The 15,909-nt window shown below is 35.8% G+C and carries 16 protein-coding genes and 1 tRNA gene; 6 read left to right on the forward strand and 11 right to left on the reverse strand.

Going from position 1 to position 15,909, the window contains the following annotated elements:
• Window positions 1–76 precede the first annotated feature (76 nt).
• The 3 genes from LS67_RS02870 to rpsT are packed head-to-tail and all read right to left on the reverse strand — an operon-like array spanning window position 77 to window position 2,478.
• The gene (locus LS67_RS02870; RefSeq protein WP_138109570.1) at window positions 77–1,102 is read right to left on the reverse strand and encodes a glycosyltransferase family 10 domain-containing protein; all 1,026 of its coding nucleotides are present in this window, start codon (window positions 1,100–1,102) and stop codon (window positions 77–79) included.
• Window positions 1,102–2,166, reverse strand: coding sequence for a peptide chain release factor 1 (gene prfA, locus LS67_RS02875; RefSeq protein WP_034328381.1), 1,065 nt, complete (start codon window positions 2,164–2,166; stop codon window positions 1,102–1,104). The genes LS67_RS02870 and prfA overlap by 1 nt, the downstream gene beginning before the upstream one ends.
• A gap of 39 nt (window positions 2,167–2,205) precedes the next feature.
• Entirely contained in the window at window positions 2,206–2,478 is a 273-nt protein-coding gene (gene rpsT, locus LS67_RS02880; RefSeq protein ID WP_034328380.1) for a 30S ribosomal protein S20, read from the reverse strand.
• Between the two features lie 86 nt (window positions 2,479–2,564).
• Here rpsT and glmM point away from each other — a divergent pair, with 86 nt between their 5' ends.
• Together glmM and lspA are read left to right on the forward strand one after the other, a co-directional pair.
• A complete protein-coding gene (gene glmM / locus LS67_RS02885) occupies window positions 2,565–4,010 on the forward strand; it encodes a phosphoglucosamine mutase (protein ID WP_231944734.1) in 1,446 nt (481 codons plus the stop codon).
• A gap of 127 nt (window positions 4,011–4,137) precedes the next feature.
• Window positions 4,138–4,617: a signal peptidase II gene (gene lspA, locus LS67_RS02890; RefSeq protein WP_034328378.1), complete on the forward strand. Its 480-nt coding sequence runs from the start codon at window positions 4,138–4,140 to the stop codon at window positions 4,615–4,617.
• 54 nt (window positions 4,618–4,671) lie between these two features.
• Here lspA and LS67_RS02895 read toward each other — a convergent pair.
• A tRNA-Val gene (locus LS67_RS02895) sits at window positions 4,672–4,747 on the reverse strand.
• 545 nt (window positions 4,748–5,292) lie between these two features.
• Here LS67_RS02895 and gltS point away from each other — a divergent pair.
• Window positions 5,293–6,528 (forward strand): sodium/glutamate symporter, encoded by a 1,236-nt coding sequence (gene gltS / locus LS67_RS02900; protein ID WP_034343389.1) that lies wholly within the window; start codon window positions 5,293–5,295, stop codon window positions 6,526–6,528.
• A gap of 12 nt (window positions 6,529–6,540) precedes the next feature.
• Here gltS and LS67_RS09565 read toward each other — a convergent pair whose 3' ends face one another.
• Window positions 6,541–6,690 (reverse strand): hypothetical protein, encoded by a 150-nt coding sequence (locus tag LS67_RS09565; RefSeq protein WP_161594470.1) that lies wholly within the window; start codon window positions 6,688–6,690, stop codon window positions 6,541–6,543.
• 264 nt (window positions 6,691–6,954) lie between these two features.
• On the opposite strand from LS67_RS09565, the gene LS67_RS02905 reads away from it, so the two are divergent.
• Entirely contained in the window at window positions 6,955–7,188 is a 234-nt protein-coding gene (locus tag LS67_RS02905) for a hypothetical protein (RefSeq protein ID WP_138109572.1), read from the forward strand.
• Between the two features lie 9 nt (window positions 7,189–7,197).
• Here the strand turns inward: LS67_RS02905 and LS67_RS02910 are convergent, their stop codons facing one another.
• The 6 genes from LS67_RS02910 to LS67_RS02935 all read right to left on the reverse strand — a co-directional run bounded on the left by LS67_RS02910 (window position 7,198) and on the right by LS67_RS02935 (window position 13,212).
• Window positions 7,198–9,135, reverse strand: coding sequence for a BbrUII/HgiDII family restriction enzyme (locus tag LS67_RS02910; RefSeq protein WP_052099889.1), 1,938 nt, complete (start codon window positions 9,133–9,135; stop codon window positions 7,198–7,200).
• Window positions 9,113–10,192: a DNA cytosine methyltransferase gene (locus tag LS67_RS02915; RefSeq protein WP_034327569.1), complete on the reverse strand. Its 1,080-nt coding sequence runs from the start codon at window positions 10,190–10,192 to the stop codon at window positions 9,113–9,115. Before LS67_RS02915 ends, LS67_RS02910 begins: the two co-directional genes overlap by 23 nt.
• 149 nt (window positions 10,193–10,341) lie before the next feature.
• On the reverse strand, window positions 10,342–10,896 hold the full coding sequence (locus LS67_RS02920; protein WP_034327567.1) for a hypothetical protein: 555 nt from the start codon (window positions 10,894–10,896) through the stop codon (window positions 10,342–10,344).
• 56 nt (window positions 10,897–10,952) lie between these two features.
• Window positions 10,953–12,152, reverse strand: a complete 1,200-nt coding sequence (locus LS67_RS02925; RefSeq protein WP_034327566.1) for a DUF5710 domain-containing protein — start codon at window positions 12,150–12,152, stop codon at window positions 10,953–10,955.
• On the reverse strand, window positions 12,152–13,003 hold the full coding sequence (locus LS67_RS02930) for a hypothetical protein (protein ID WP_034327564.1): 852 nt from the start codon (window positions 13,001–13,003) through the stop codon (window positions 12,152–12,154). The genes LS67_RS02925 and LS67_RS02930 overlap by 1 nt, the downstream gene beginning before the upstream one ends.
• Window positions 13,000–13,212 carry a Ku70/Ku80 C-terminal arm domain-containing protein gene (locus LS67_RS02935; RefSeq protein WP_236096330.1) on the reverse strand — a complete coding sequence of 71 codons (213 nt, stop codon included), beginning with the start codon at window positions 13,210–13,212 and terminating at the stop codon, window positions 13,000–13,002. Before LS67_RS02935 ends, LS67_RS02930 begins: the two co-directional genes overlap by 4 nt.
• Before the next feature lie 462 nt (window positions 13,213–13,674).
• On the opposite strand from LS67_RS02935, the gene mobC reads away from it, so the two are divergent.
• Window positions 13,675–14,214 carry a plasmid mobilization relaxosome protein MobC gene (gene mobC, locus LS67_RS02940; protein WP_034327561.1) on the forward strand — a complete coding sequence of 180 codons (540 nt, stop codon included), beginning with the start codon at window positions 13,675–13,677 and terminating at the stop codon, window positions 14,212–14,214.
• Entirely contained in the window at window positions 14,211–15,812 is a 1,602-nt protein-coding gene (mobP1, locus tag LS67_RS02945; protein WP_034327559.1) for a MobP1 family relaxase, read from the forward strand. Before mobC ends, mobP1 begins: the two co-directional genes overlap by 4 nt.
• Window positions 15,813–15,909 lie beyond the last annotated feature (97 nt).

Here is a 15,909-nt window from a genome sequence, read left to right on the forward strand (position 1 = left end):
ATAAAATTGCAGTAGGCTAGTGGGATTTCTAAAAATGGTAAAGAATGAGAGGCTTTAAAAACTTTTAGAATCTAGCTTATTTGAATAATTTTTTTATCCTACGAATGGGATTTTTGATGATATTCACACAGGTGTTGGTGAGACTCCTTATTCTTTGATATTTCTTATATCGTTTTTCAATATTACATCGCCATTGTCCAAATCCTCTACGATAAGCCTTTTCAAGTGGCTGATTAAAAATATGAAGCAAAAAAGATTCTAATTTTTTATCAAATATTGCCTCGTGATTTGAATCTAAAAATGTTTCTTCTCGCAATATCGCTAGATACGCATCATTATGTGTATCTAAAAATTCAATATAGGCTATGGCTTCTTCAAAACTCGCAAAATCATTGAGCCGCACAAAAGATTTGGGATTTACCCCCCCCCCCCCGCTAGAATCTAAAGGCAAACTTACGCTTTCATCGCCCCAATAAAGAGGAATCGTTCCTGCGGCAAATGCTTCTATGAGCTTTTCTGTCGTGTAGCCATTGGCGCTTGAATTTTCAAAAGCAATATTAAATTTTCCTTCACTTAAAAATGCGAGTTTATCTGCCACAGGTGCGCCGATATTATTTTTATATTTGCCACCACTATCTATGTGCTTATATTGCATAAGCTTATCAAAAAACTGACTTCTTATAGAATCTGCTTTGCCATTACTGACAACAAAGGTGCAAAATCTTTTCTTATTTTCAAGGGTTTGGGGTGTAATATGAAGATGTTTATTTCGCGCTTTTTCCATCGCTTCTTTGTAATGGAGATAGAGCGGATAGCGCAAGTATCTGTCCTCAAATTGCATATAATCAAAACCAATAGCATAATCACAAAAATTAAAATCAGCCCTCACATTCTCGCCTGTGCTAAAAATACGAATACAATCATAATTGATATGCTCATTACCCATAACAGAATAAAACACATAATCCGGATTATGCGGTGTAATCTCAATATCATAATGCTTGGAAAGTATAGCGGGGATCTTACCTTTAACCGCTCCATCGCAAAAATAGATTCTTTTCTTTGTCTTAGAATCTTGTGGTGTTTGAAGGTTTTGCGCCATTATTCAATACTTCCCATAGCTTGACTTTGTGCGTGAGCGATGAGGGGATTAATACATTCATCAAGTAGCCCACCAAGCATAATCTCCTCAAGGCTATAAAGCGTTAAACCTATGCGGTGGTCTGTGAGGCGATTTTGCGGGTAATTATATGTGCGGATTCTCTCGCTTCTATCCCCGCTGCCTACTTGAGACTTTCTAGCTTCTTTATTTTGGGCGTTTTGCGCTTCAAGCTCGGCTTCATAAAGCCTTGCTTTGAGGATTTTCATTGCTTTATCTTTATTTTTATGCTGTGATTTTTCATCTTGCATTGACACACTAATGCCTGTGGGAATATGCGTGATACGCACCGCAGAATCTGTGGTATTCACACTCTGTCCGCCGTGTCCGCCACTGCGAAAAACATCAATCTTTAAATCACTCGGGTTGATATTGACTTCTACATCATCGACTTCTGGCATAATCGCCACGGTGATAGCTGAAGTGTGAATCCGCCCTTGAGATTCTGTCTTTGGTACTCTTTGCACTCTGTGAGTACCACCCTCGTATTTGAGCTTAGAATACGCGCCATTGCCTTTGACAAGGGCGATGACTTCCTTGTAGCCACCGACATTATTTTCGCTTGAGCTGATAATTTCAACTTTCCATTTTTGTAAATCTGCATAGCGACAATACGCTTTAAATAAATCCCCCACGAAGATTCCCGCTTCATCTCCGCCTGTGCCTGCGCGAATTTCAAGGTAGATATTTTTGCTATCATTTGGGTCTTTGGGGATAAGCAGGAGTTTAATCTCTTCTTCTAATGTGGCTTTAGCAGATTCTAAATCTTTAAGCTCCTCTTTTGCTAACTCACCAAGTTCTTTATCTTCTAGCAAAGCCTTGTTTTGCGTGATATTTTCAAGCGTAGCAAAATACAGCTTTGCTTTTTGTGTGATTGGCTCAATGTCATTTTGCTCTTTGCTTAGTTGAGTTAATTGTTTAATATTTGCAAGGGTAGATTCTAAAGTGAGAAGCTGTGAAATCTCACCATAACGCGCCACAATGGGCTTAAGCTTATCTACAAGCATACAAGTTACTTTTTAGAATCTATACGAAGAACGCGCTATTTACGCAGATTGAACGAGTTTTTTCACGCTTGCATTGAGGCGAGAGACTTTGCGTGAAGCAGTATTTTTCTTTAAGATTCCCTTACTTACATATTTGTGAAGCTCTTTATTGGCAACTTTAAGTGCTTCTTGCGCTTTAGCTACATCTTTGGCTGCTACTGCTTCTCTTAGGTTGCGTACGATATTTTTAATACGCGTCTTGTAGTAGCGATTGCGTTCCGTTCTTGTTTTGGTCTGTCGGATTCTCTTTTCTGCAGATTTGTGATTTGCCATAGTGTATTAGTCCTTTTTTTAAAAAATTAGGGCAAGATTCTGCCAAAAGTTTGATTAAATGCAGTTTAAAAGTTTAAGGAGTGATAATGAAAGGAGCGAATATGGCAAAAGTGCCTCAAAAAAACAAAGATGAGATAAGCAAAAAAACAGGTGTAAAAGCCGCAGATTCTCAAACAAGCTCTAAAAAAGAGGCAAAACTATTTGGCACTGATGGTGTCCGAGGACGTGCGGGGGAAGTGATTACTCCCTCAAGTGTGATAGCTTTAGGAACAAGTGCGGGGATACACTTTCGCCAACATTCATTGACAAATAAGATTCTCGTAGGCAAGGATACACGTCGTAGCGGTTATATGATAGAAAACGCTCTTGTTTCTGCTCTCACTTCTGTGGGCTATGATGTGATACAAATTGGTCCTATGCCTACTCCCGCCGTTGCTTTTTTGACAGAGGATATGCGATGCGATGCGGGAATTATGATAAGCGCAAGCCATAATCCCTATGATGATAATGGTATAAAATTCTTTAATCATTATGGTTATAAACTTGCTCAAGAAGAAGAAGAAAGTATAGAATCTTATTATTACAATCCCACCTCACTCCAAAGCGCACTCAAAAGTGGGCTAGAAATCGGTAGTTCAAAGCGTATTGATGATGTGGTGGGACGTTATATTGTGCATATTAAAAATTCTTTTCCAAAGAATCTAACTTTACGAGGATTGCGTATAGTGTGTGATTGTGCTAATGGTGCGGCATATCGTGTTGCTCCTATTGTGTTGAGTGAATTAGGAGCTGATGTGATAGCTATTAATGATGAGCCTAATGGATACAATATCAACAAGCAGTGCGGAGCTATGCACCCTGAAACCTTAGCGCAGGAGGTGCGCACATATCGCGCAGATGTGGGCTTTGCGCTTGATGGCGATGCGGATAGGCTTGTAGTGGTGGATAATGAGGGGCACATTATCAATGGCGATAAGCTCATTGGTGCGCTTGCACTCTATCAAAAACAAATTGGTGCGCTCAAAAATAACGCCATTGTTACCACATTGATGAGTAATCTCGCGCTTGAGGAGTTTCTAAAATCTCACAATATCACGCTTTATCGTTGCAATGTAGGCGATAAATATGTGTGGGATATGATGAAAGAGCGCGATTTAAATTTTGGTGGGGAGAGTAGCGGACATATTATTTTTAGTGATTATGCTAAAACAGGCGATGGCTTAGTGAGTGCGTTGCAAGTCTTGGCTTTACTGCTTCAAAGCAAAAAAAATTCGCACGAGGCACTTAATCCTTTTGAACTCTACCCAAGTGAGCTAGTCAATCTCAAAGTCGCGCACAAAAAGCCACTTGAAAGTATCGCAGGACTAAAAGAAAAGCTAGATTCTATTACGCAATCGGGTAATCGCCACCTTGTGCGCTACTCTGGCACAGAAAATAAGCTTAGAATTTTGGTAGAGGGCAAGGATTCTAAACTCGTGAGTGAGCAGGTAGAAATACTCACAGAGTTTTTTCAAAAGCAATTAAATGTATAGAATCTTATGTATTTAAAGCATACTTTGGGTGCAGAGTTTGATATGGATTTTAAATATTCAAGTGAAGTGTAGAATCTGCTTTGAATGCGCCACAAGTAGAAAATTATAAAAATTAAAAGTAGGATATATGAAATATTCGTCTCTAAAATACATTGACAAAAAGCAAATTGCGGTGTTCGTGGCGCTTTTTGTCTTAAGCATTGTGCTTGATCAGTGGGTAAAGCTTATTATGCTTGGGGGTTTTGAATGGGAGAGTGAGGCACTTACTATTGGCGGTAGGGCTCTTGTGTATAATAAAGGCGTGGCGTTTTCAATGTTTAGTTTTTTAGAGGAATATTTGAAATATATACAAATCGTGTTTTTATGCGCGGTGCTGATTTTTGCACTTATGAGTGATTTTTTTATCAAATATTATGCCGCGCTTGGAATCTTGCTAGGTTCGGGACTTTCAAATGTTTTTGATCGCTTTATCCACGGCGGCGTGGTGGATTATGTGTATTGGCATTATTGGTTTGATTTTGCAATTTTTAATCTCGCTGATGTGTTGATTGACTGCAGTGTGGTAATTATTATTTTACAAATGCTTAAGGGAGAAAAATCTAACTAAATCCTTATAGAATCTGTGCGTGAAGTGTTTAAAAACGGAGCATATTCTAAAAAATGGTGATCACGACTGGACTTGAACCAGCGACCACTACCATGTCAAGGTAGTGCTCTACCAACTGAGCTACGCGATCATTTTCAAGCAGATAAGGCACAAGCGACATAATAAAACCATCGCATTATTATTGGAATCTTGTGGAGATGTGGATTGTATCTTAAAAATATTTAATTTTTCTTAAAGTTTTTATAGCTTAATATACACTGCGAAATTGTGTAAGGAGAGAGTATGTTTAGGGTTTGTAAAATAGCGTGTATCTATGTTATGTTTGTTATGGTAACCCCCCCCCTTAACGCATATACAGAAATACCACAAAATCAAAGCGAGGTAGCCCAAGATTCTATCACACAAGAGGGTGGCAGGGGTCTGCTAAAAGCGATGCAAGAAACATTAGAGACACCCCAAGAGTGTGCTTGGCATAAGCCTGAAGATATGAAGCCTATTTCATCGTGGGCAAATAGCTATGTAACCAAAAATGAAACAAGCTTATATGCCACTACTTTAGAATCTTGTGCCACTAGCACATTGCCCTCTAGTAGCAAAATCACCGCTCTAGCAGGTAATGGCGAGTTTTTATACATAGAGGCAAAAGATTCAAATGGTGCGAGTGTATTGGGCTATATCAAGGCTGATAGTGCAACGCTTAGCACATTTTCTTTTGATTTTTATTTCACGCTTGTGTGTATGGTATTTGTGTTGCTCCTTGGGCGATACATCATTGCTAAAGTCAGGTTTTTGCGCGATTATAATATCCCTGAACCTGTTGTAGGAGGGATTGTTGTTGCCTTGTTTATTCTCGTTTTTTACCAAACATTTGCTATTGAGTTAAAATTTGACTCCTCACTCAAAGATCCATTAATGCTAGCATTTTTCTCTTCCATAGGGTTAAGTGCGGATTTTGCCTCGCTCAAAAAGGGCGGTAAAATGCTTGTGATTTTTCTCGTCCTTGTAACCGGGCTTTTGTTCTTGCAGAATCTCATCGGTATTGGTGTGAGCTATGGTATGGGTGTAGATCCATTGCTTGGAATGCTCGGCGGTAGCATTACAATGAGCGGTGGGCACGGCACAGGTGCAGCGTGGGCGGATATTTTCAAAGCCGAGCCTTATAATTTTGCGGCAGCTACCGAAGTGGCTATGGCGTGTGCGACCTTTGGGCTTGTTATGGGTGGGCTTATCGGCGGACCTACAGCACGATACTTGATAAATAAGCACAATATTAAGATTCCGGGTAAGGAGCATAATAATGATGACCCCCACGGCTTTGAGACGCCTCAAAAGGAGCGGCTCATCACGCCCATTAGTTTTATTGAATCTCTTGCGCTCATTGCGTTGTGTCTGCTTGTAGGGACTTTATCGAGCGAGTATAGCAAGAGTGTGTTTCCTATGTTTAATCTCCCAACATTTGTGCATTGTCTCTTTGTGGGCGTGATTTTACGCAATGCCTTAAGTGCGCTTAATATTCATCAAGTCTTTGACAGGGAAGTTTCTGTGCTTGGCAATGTCTCCCTCTCACTTTTCCTTGCCTTTGCGATGATGACGCTTAATCTTTGGCAACTCGTGGCACTTGCACTCCCTATGATTGTCATTCTAAGCGCACAAGCAGTGTGTATGGTGGCTTTTGCCGTGTTTGTTACCTTTAGATTCTGTGGCAAAGACTATGATGCGGCGGTGCTTGCTGCGGGGCATTGTGGATTTGGGCTTGGCGCGACCCCCACGGCTATGGTAAATATGCAAACGGTTACTTCACATTATGGACCAAGCCATATGGCATTTATTGTCGTGCCGCTTGTTGGGGCATTTTTTATTGATTTGATTAACGCAGTGGTGATACAAAGTATATTGCAGTTATTTATATAAAATAGCTAAAAGCTATTTTTCTTTAATCACCACAACCGCACCATTGAAAGATATGAATTTGTAGTCTTTGATATTATGTTGTTCTAGGGTGATGCGAGTATTTGCAAAATTTGTATCTTCTCTATCTGCGGTAAAATATATAAGGTCGCATTCTTGTTGCACGAGTGGTTTTTCTATTGCTTCAAATTGTGGAAGATAACGTTTGCAGGCTATCCAGCGCCAGGGAGGGATTCTGATAAAATCATCAAATAAGCCTATTTATAGTGTTTTATAAGACTTTAATTGTAAGAAGTTCCCTTAAAAGTTCCCAAATGACAAAAGTTTTTAATTCAGCAAGATAAAAGCTTAAAATTACATTAAATATATAATTTAAGATAAAATAACATTAGTTATTTTATCTTAAAAATCCTAATCGGTCAAGTAATTTTGCGTGAAGTCAAAATTACCAACATATTTTGTGTGGCAGATACCACACAAACAAGACACTGCTTTGATAAATGCCCCGCATTTCTAAAAGCAGGGGAAAAACTCCAAAATAAGAAGTTACTAGGGCAAAGCAGGGTGATTATCAATACCAAATTCTTTTTTGGTGTTTTATCACCATTTTTAAAAAAGCGTAGCTTTTATCAAATATGGCAGAGAGCTGGTCTTACAAAGTAAATGTACAAATCATTGTTCATCCATTTTATCAATTTCTTTAAGTATTTTTAAAATTCTCCCATTATCTTGGTCTCTATCCATATACTCCTTATATGCATTATATGACTGCTCAATAAGCTTGTCGTAGGTCAATACTCTAATATTCATTTCCTTTAAAGCTTTTTGTTCTCGTGTTTTATTAGTAGTATCATTCCAGCTGCTCGGTAATTTTCCACATATAAAAATACATTCAATTTCTTCGTGTTCCTCATTCAATTGTTTTAATTGATGTCTAAGCGCATTTTCATATTTTGATAATTGCTCTATTATTTGTGGTGTAGTTGTTATGACATCGGCTTTTTTGAGTTCAATAATAAGGTGTTTTTTGGCTGTTTGCCTATAATGAATATCTATTCTACCTTGTTTTATTTTATCTGATTCTTTTTCGGATACAAGCTGAATTACCTCTTCCATTTGGGCATTTTCTGTTCCTCTCTCCCAAGAAGGGTCAAGCAGCCATAAGTTATCAAATATATGTTCTTGCAGAACCCTTTCTTTTTCATTGTTTTTTGCTTTTTCTTTTAAAGATTGTATTATTTTTAATCTCTCACTAGTAATTGTGTAATAAGCACTTGCCTCAATATCCTTATAACCATTAAAAATCTCTAAAAATGCCTCCAGATTCTCGTCATTGACTTTATCTAGCGAATCTAAAGCGTGTCGCATTTTCATATTTTCAAACGCTAATACCCCGTGCTTTATGAGTGTTATTTTTTCTCCTTTATCACTTACAATTTGGTTGATTTTTCCAAATAATTTGTCTGCTCGTTTTTGTAAATCTTTATCCAAACTATCATACCATTTTTTAATAGGCTCGTATTTTCGTGCATCTTCTGTTCCTTCTTTTTCTTTAAACTTTTGCCTTTTATTGCTTATAGCTTGAAGTTGCTTTTTTAAAAAATCTTTTAAAGCAATATATCGTGGATCATCTTCTTTGAGTTTTTGTCTATTGGAAGTTGCTATATCCTCAAGACCATCTTCATCTAAAAAATCGGCATTGATTTCTCCTATTAAAAATTTTGTATATAATCCACCAATTCTAAATTCTGATAATATATCTTCTTGAGCAAGTTTTCCCCTCACAAGAATAGAAATTTTATTTAAATTTTCATTTTGGTCTTGCAACAATCCAGATTCTTTAGCATTGCCTATCCAACCACTAATTTGATAATTATTTACGTGTTCATCAAGTTTCTCAGATTCTATATTTTCATTACATAATTCTAAAAATTTCTTACTATCTTCTCCAAAATACCAAATATAGTCCAATTTTTTAAAGTAATTTCTTTCCTCTATTCCAATTTCTTTATCATCTACAATGACTTTAAAATCACATTCGCCGCCTATAATTGAAAAACGTCTTGCTAAATTCATTCTGATATTAGAGCGTTGAATACGTTCTCTCTTTAGTTCTTCTAAAATGATAATAGTTCCGTGATTATCTATTTGCTTTGGCAGTTTATTATTTTCTAATGGAATTGGCTCATAATCTTGCTCTTCATTAGCCGCCATTCTAATATCTTCAGCATTCATAACAAGAGCATTAATTGTCTCTTCACCCTCCTTCTTGCTGATAATAGTAATTTTGTTGGCAATTGAAAATAAGGACAGCTTTCCTATACCTTTTCTTCCCATTACTTTTCTACCTTTTGGCGTTTGAGTAAAACCATTATCCCTCTTCTTATAACCAACACAGAGGAATTTTTGATTAATATCTTCTTCATTCATACCAAAACCATTATCAATGATTTCCACCTTATTTGTTCCATCAATATTCATTCTCACTTCTGTTGCATCTGCATCCCAAGAATTTGCTACAATTTCTGATAAAACAGCGGATAAATTGCTGTATAGATTAATTCCCAAGTGTTCAATTACATTTAAACTAATTTTCATTTTGTATGGCATAAAAATCTCCTAGATGCTCTTTAATACTCAACCCTATCACTTCTCCAAGTTTTGGTGGAACAGCATTTCCAATGTGCCTTGATATTGTTCCCATTTTCGGAGGCTCGTTCTTGTTTTCAATGAAATCATAGTCTATCGGAAAAGTTTGTAGCAAGCTAGCCTCTCTTAAGCTAATAGCTCTGTCTTGTTCGGGGTGTCCGAATCTTCCATTACCAATCCCTGTGCAAAAAGTTGTCATTGTAGGAGCAGGTTCATCCCATTTCATTCTACCATATACACTGCCATAGCTTTTCCCTATTGGCTTTTTATGACACTTTAAAACTAAAGATTCGTCCCAATCTTTCCAGCTCCCACCATTCTTTGGTGTTGCTTTAATTCTTTGAATGTTTATAGATGTTAGTGCGCGCGAAATATGCAATTTATCAAGTTTGGATTGCTCTCCAGATTTAATTTTTGGTAGATTTCCTATGGTGTCCCTAACGCTTGCATAGTTATCCTTATTATGGGTTTTATCAATAATCTTAATTTCTTTTAACTTTGATGCAAGCAATACCAATCGCTTTCTATTTTGAGGAATCCCATAATCAGGACAAAACACTATGCTATAACTAATGTAGTAATTGTTTTTCTTTAGCTCCTCTATAAAATTATCAAAGATTGGGTATTTCATCAGATTGGGCACATTTTCCACACTAATGATTTCTGGTTGAACCTCCATTGCAATTCTTAAAAATTCGTTCAACAATGTCCATTTTTCATCATCTTTATTATTTATTTTTCGTTTAGATTGTTGTGTATATTGCGAAAATGTTTGGCAGGGAGCACATCCTACAAGTATCCTAATAGATGACTTTGAAGTATTAAAGTAGTTTGTGATTTCACTAGCAAAAGTATTTTTTATGTTTTTATTAATAAAATCTGCTTGAATATTGGTTTCATAAGCATATTTACAAGAAGAATCTACATCATATCCAGCAAGTATATTAAAGCCAGCTTTTTTAAGTCCAAAACTTAAACCACCAACACCGCAAAATAAATCAATGACATTTGCTTTCATAACTTTTAATCCCTAATTTCATAACTCTAATAGAAATCAAATTATACACAATTTTTAATTTTATCTAGCTATTATATAGTATAGATAGACCGCAAAATCCTTTCACAAGAGTAAGAATTAAGGGGGATACCCCTTAATCTATGCTTATTTTACTTCAAAATACTTTCAAGCTCCTTGATAAGTGTTAGAATTGCAGACATATCTTTCGGCTCTTTTACTTCCATTCCAACCTTAAGCTTTTTGCTATTAAGAATCTCTTTGTATCTTTCTTTTGCGATTAGATTAATAGCGTCAAGGATTTCTTTATCTAGAGTGCTGGTTTCTTTGAATACTTCTTTTAGATTCTGATTGTTTTCCTTAATCTCCTCTTGTAACGCTACATAGGCATTAATCGTATCTTTATTGACATCTTTGCCTGATAAAGCTTGTCTGTATGAGTCCATTAAGGCGTATTCCTCCTCTTTCTTGTTGGTTTTATCAAAGAATATTTCATCTATTAATGCCAACAGCAAAGGCATTTTTACCTTGTTTGGCTGGATTTCTCCTTGTTTATTTCTTATATCACATATACTAGCTATTTCCTCTCTCAATGTATCTTCTCTATTTATTTTGAGTATATCAAGTCCAGCTCTGTGATTATAAAGATTTTCAAGCTTTGATAGAAGCTCTTTTGCCTCCTGCTTTTGTTCTTGTGTTAAATTCATCTTAATTCTCCTTGATTGTGATTTTTTCTTATCGCATTCTGCATTACTGCTTTAAATTAGAATCTTACAGCTTCATTTCCCACCTCCTTATCTTGAGATTTGTATTGCATTTGCGTTACTGCTAGTTGTGATTTAACATCTGCTCTTGCCACTGCTACACCCTTAAGACGCATTAAGTCGTTAAAATCACTAATATTTTTATCCGCCATACTTGGCTTAATAACATTGATTTGAGGATACTTTTCTTTACACTTTAATGCGGCATTAAGTCCTGTATTGACTTCATTTTTTAAATCATTATCCGCGCAGATAGTAATTTGTTTATGGGGGTATTTTTCAAGTAGTGCCTCGCATACATTTATTAAATTTCCAGAATCTACTGCCATTATGCTTGGCTTATCAAGCAGAATTTCTATACTCTTAGCAGTTGCAAAGCCCTCGCAGATATAAAACTGCTCGTGCAAATCTAATGGTTCAGAGCTGTAAAAGCACCCTTTTTTCCTTGCTGAGTATTCCTCGCCATTTTCTCTTTCTTTTTGAGTTTTGATTACACCGATAATCTTATTGCCATTAGCAGCAATTCGTTGCACACTCCACATCTTACCATCACTATCACTCAAAGGAATAAGTAAATTACCAAATCTATCCACCCTTAAATTTTGAACTTCAATGCCCTTTGCCTTCAAGTAGGGGTGATTGACTTGCGCTATCTGTGCATTATCGTATTCATCTTTTAATCGTGCAGCTGTTTTTTCGTTAAGTCTTAACTGCTCTTCCTTTCTTTGAGCTGCTCTTAATTCATTTGTTTTTTTAATGGCTTCAATTTCTGCATTACTTAGAGATTTAACTTGAACTTCTTGTTCTAACTTAAATTTCCAATTAACTCTTTCTCCTGTTTTAAAATTCTCAATATATCCAGCAGGGTATCCATTAGTATAACCTACATATGCACCACTTTTTTCGCTTCCTCTATCGCCCTCTACTTTTGCTCGCTTGATTTTGCCATCCATTACAGGTAATCCGTCAATAAGGAATCCACACTCACGCAAGGCATTATTAAATTGCTCCAAAGCTTCGTTCATATCAATTTCATTTTTTTGTGGATATTGCCATTTGCTAAATTTTTCTAAATTCACACCATTTGGCACAAACCACTTTTTAGATTCGCTATCCCATTTTGCACCCAGCTTTTTAGCTTCTTCTCTATCTTTATATGGCACATAAATATAATATTTGTGTGTAGCAACTCGTGGCATTATAGATTCTTTCCCAAAGATGGATTTTGATTGCTTCGCTCCTTTGTCTTATCTTTACTTTTTTTTTGATTTTTTATTGCGATTTCGCTTTTCTTTTTGATTTCATTAATCTTTGTTTGTGAGACTTCATTTTTAGATTCATTATTGAGAGTATTTGGCTTATCTTTTGTCGCATTGCTGTTATTCATAATTTGTTTTGCTTCATCAAGTTGTATGTTGAGCTTTTGAGCCATAAGCTGCACAAATTTTTCATCACCCATTTCTTTGTTTTGTGAATGCTTACCTTGATTCTCTTTGATTGCTCCTTGAAATCCTGCTAAGAATCCAGCTAATTCAGGACTAGATAGCCCTTGTGCCAAAGACGCCATTTTGTCTATCGTGTCCCAACCTCTATCGTCTAGCTCATCTAAGCTTAGTGTCGGTGGCATTTTTAAAGCAGAGCAAAATTTATCTAGTCTAGTATCGGTATGCTCCTTTTCTTTTTGTGCTACTTTGGATTCTAAATCCACTCCAAAATTTTCGCGCAAATGGTTTATACCTTTTTCAAAATGTCCCATACCCAATGGCACAGACATATATTCTTCCACTCTCTTGCCATTTAATCCATAGGCAATGCTAAATTCTATATTCGGTATATCTATATTGCCATTACTTTTTATATTTTCTTTGCGTGCAACATCAAGTGCGACTAAATGAGAAAGCACACTATCAATTTCATCTTTATTATTGTTTTGTCCATAAGTATCTTTATGTTCATTCACTAAGCTAAGTGTTTTATTGGTCTCATTAGATTCAAAGCTGATTTCAAAAAAATCATCGTCTGTCTTTTTTAAATTATTGAAAATGCTCATTCTTTATCCTTTATATTAGATTTTGTATTTTTTGGTGTAGTTTCATTAAATATTGCTACCAACTTTTGAAAAGATTCGTTGATTTTTGGAGAAGACTTGATAATGTTATTAAGCTCTTCATTGTTTTGTGCCTCATCAAAAATGCTAAGTGAAAGATTTTTATACAAAGTATTGAGCTTTGCATTTTCTTTTGCAATTGCTTTTTTCATAGCAGCCGCATACTGTTCCCTCAAAGATTTAATATATGGCGTTTCCATTTTAAGTTACCTTTCCTTTAGTGTTATATAGAAATAATATCAATTTATAACATAAATTTAAAAATATATAGATATAAGATATCAAAAATACTTGACTATTTGATATTTATATGAAATAATGCGTTTTTAAGAATATGCAGGATAGGAAAAAAGGTGCAAAATGTAATACATTTCACAACCTTTTTTCCGCAAATTTAACAATTTGTCCTGCTCTGCGAGGCTCTTAAGTTTCAATTTCGCCTTGCGAGAATTGAAAAAAGTCCTAGCAAATTTATGCAAGGATTCTATTAGAAAGTCACCCAATCTCTTTTGGAGTAATCCAAGATGGGCGAGAAGTTTTGTTGCTGAACGCTTTTGGCGTTTATCAACAAAAAATTAGACACACCAAAGGAAAAAAATCAAAGGAAGTAAGCAATGGCAGATAAAAACACAATGATGTCCTTTAGGCTTTCAGCACAAAATGCAGATACGCTTACCAACCTTGCCAAAGAATTGCATATCTCCAAATCAAGTATAGTCAATGATTTACTTGATAATCATTTACAAAATACAAAACACCAAAAGAAGCTCAAGTTTATCTTAGATGATAATGTTAATTCATATAAAACAATTAAAGTTACACTTACCAAGAATCAGTATGATACACTCAAATCCACTGCGCGAAATTCTATTGCTAACTCCGTGCCAAAGTTTATAAAATTCCATACACTTAATATGATTTATAATTCCAAAATCCTTGACAATAAAGAGATTGAAGCACTTGCACTTACTCGAAGCGAACTTAATAAAATTGGTGTCAATATCAATCAAATTGCGCGAGTGTTAAACACACAAAGTGAAGCAAACATAGCTTCTAATCTGCTTACAACATTAGAGCACTTAGATGGCAAACTTACACAAATGTCTAGTGAGATTAAAGCACTATGTCATAATTCACAAGGAATTTTACAATGAGTGTTGCTCCAAAAAGATTTAGCGATGATGAACTGTGGAAAGCAAAGAAAATAAAAAATGTGCGAATTGAGCACGCCAAAATTAATCAAATCAATCTCGCAAGAAAAAAATCAAAACCACTTGTCTCTTTCAAGCAAATTGCCCAAAGCAATCCAGCAAAAGCTAAGCTTTTAAAGCGTGAAAAATTATCAAATAATGGCTATGAAGTGATATTTAAAATCACTTCAAGTGCAAAAAACACTAAGCAGTTATCCGCACATCTTAATTATATTTCAAGGCACGGAATTTTAGAATTATTAGATTCTGATTTAAACTTATATACTGACAATTCTCAATTGACAGACTGCCTTGAAAATTATCAAAATGGCTATGTTATCCCAAATGAAAATGAAAATAAAACAGAGCGGAGAGAAACTTACAATATGGTTTTTTCAATGCGTGATTATGATGACTGCGATGAGAGTTCGATTAGAAATGCTGCATTTGAAACGATAAAAAATCTCTATCCAAACACACATTTTACACTTGCCTTTCACAATGATACAGATAATCCTCACTGCCATATTTGTTTAAAGGCTACCAACAACGATGGTTCGCGCATTGATATTAAAAAGGCAGATTGCTTGAAAATTCGTAAGAGCTTTGCCGACAATCTTAACAAGCGTGGAATCTATGCTCTCGCCACAAGCAGAAGAGATAAGGTTCGCGGAAGACAAATCGCAAACAATAATCTAGAATATGTAGAACCAAAAACCTTGCACGAACATAATGCCAAACCACATTATTATAGAGTGCTAGATTTTGGTGAAGCACCATACAATAATGATATTCTCAATAAACCTAGCTATTTTATTAGCTATTACACACGCAAAGGCAATGCAACCATTTGGGGAGAGAATCTGCGGCAGATTGTAGAGGATTCTAAATTACAAAAAGGAGAATATGTGCGCATTGCAAAAATAGGCTATGAGTTGCGTCCTTATGAGTTTGAGAAAAAAATTAAAGGCAGACTTTATACTATTAGCACAGCAACAAAGGTTGCTAAGTGGGATATATCTGTAATGAATCGCGCAGAAAAAAGCTTCATAAAGCTCCCTAAGGTTAAAGTAGTAACGACTATGAAGCTAAAAGAAAGCAATATAAAAAGCACAGATTCTACAAACATCACAAAGAATGCACCAAAACGTTATACTAAGCAAGAGTGGGCAAATTATTACTCCAAAAAAGCAAATTTAACACAAAGGATAGAAAATGCAAAACCTAAATCAAGAAAATATACAAGAGAACAATGGGCAAAATACAATGCAGAACGAAAGCTTGGAGGAAAAGGAGGTATCATTAAACCAAATGCCACTTTATACAAGTCCAACGCTCCTTCTCTTAGAAATCCACCCAAATCCTATGCCGATATGTGCGGAATGTCCAAGGGCAATGTGGCATATAAGCAAAGTAGCAGACCAAACAATGATAAGGTGCTTTTGCCAAGCAATGCACAGCATAACCTACGAAGCAATACAAAGCAAGAATCCAAAGGGCGAAATGATAATAGAGAATTGCGATGGACAATTGGCGGCGATACAGGAATTGCTAGAGAGTGAATCTGATAATAGATAGGTTATAGCTTATGTAAAAAATAATTAAAATTTTTTACAAGTATTTTAAATTAAAATATTGTAAATATAAGATTAAACTTGA

Origin of the sequence: Helicobacter sp. MIT 03-1616, from assembly GCF_000765685.2 — a bacterium.
GTDB classification, from domain to species: Bacteria; Campylobacterota; Campylobacteria; order Campylobacterales; family Helicobacteraceae; genus Helicobacter_C; species Helicobacter_C typhlonius.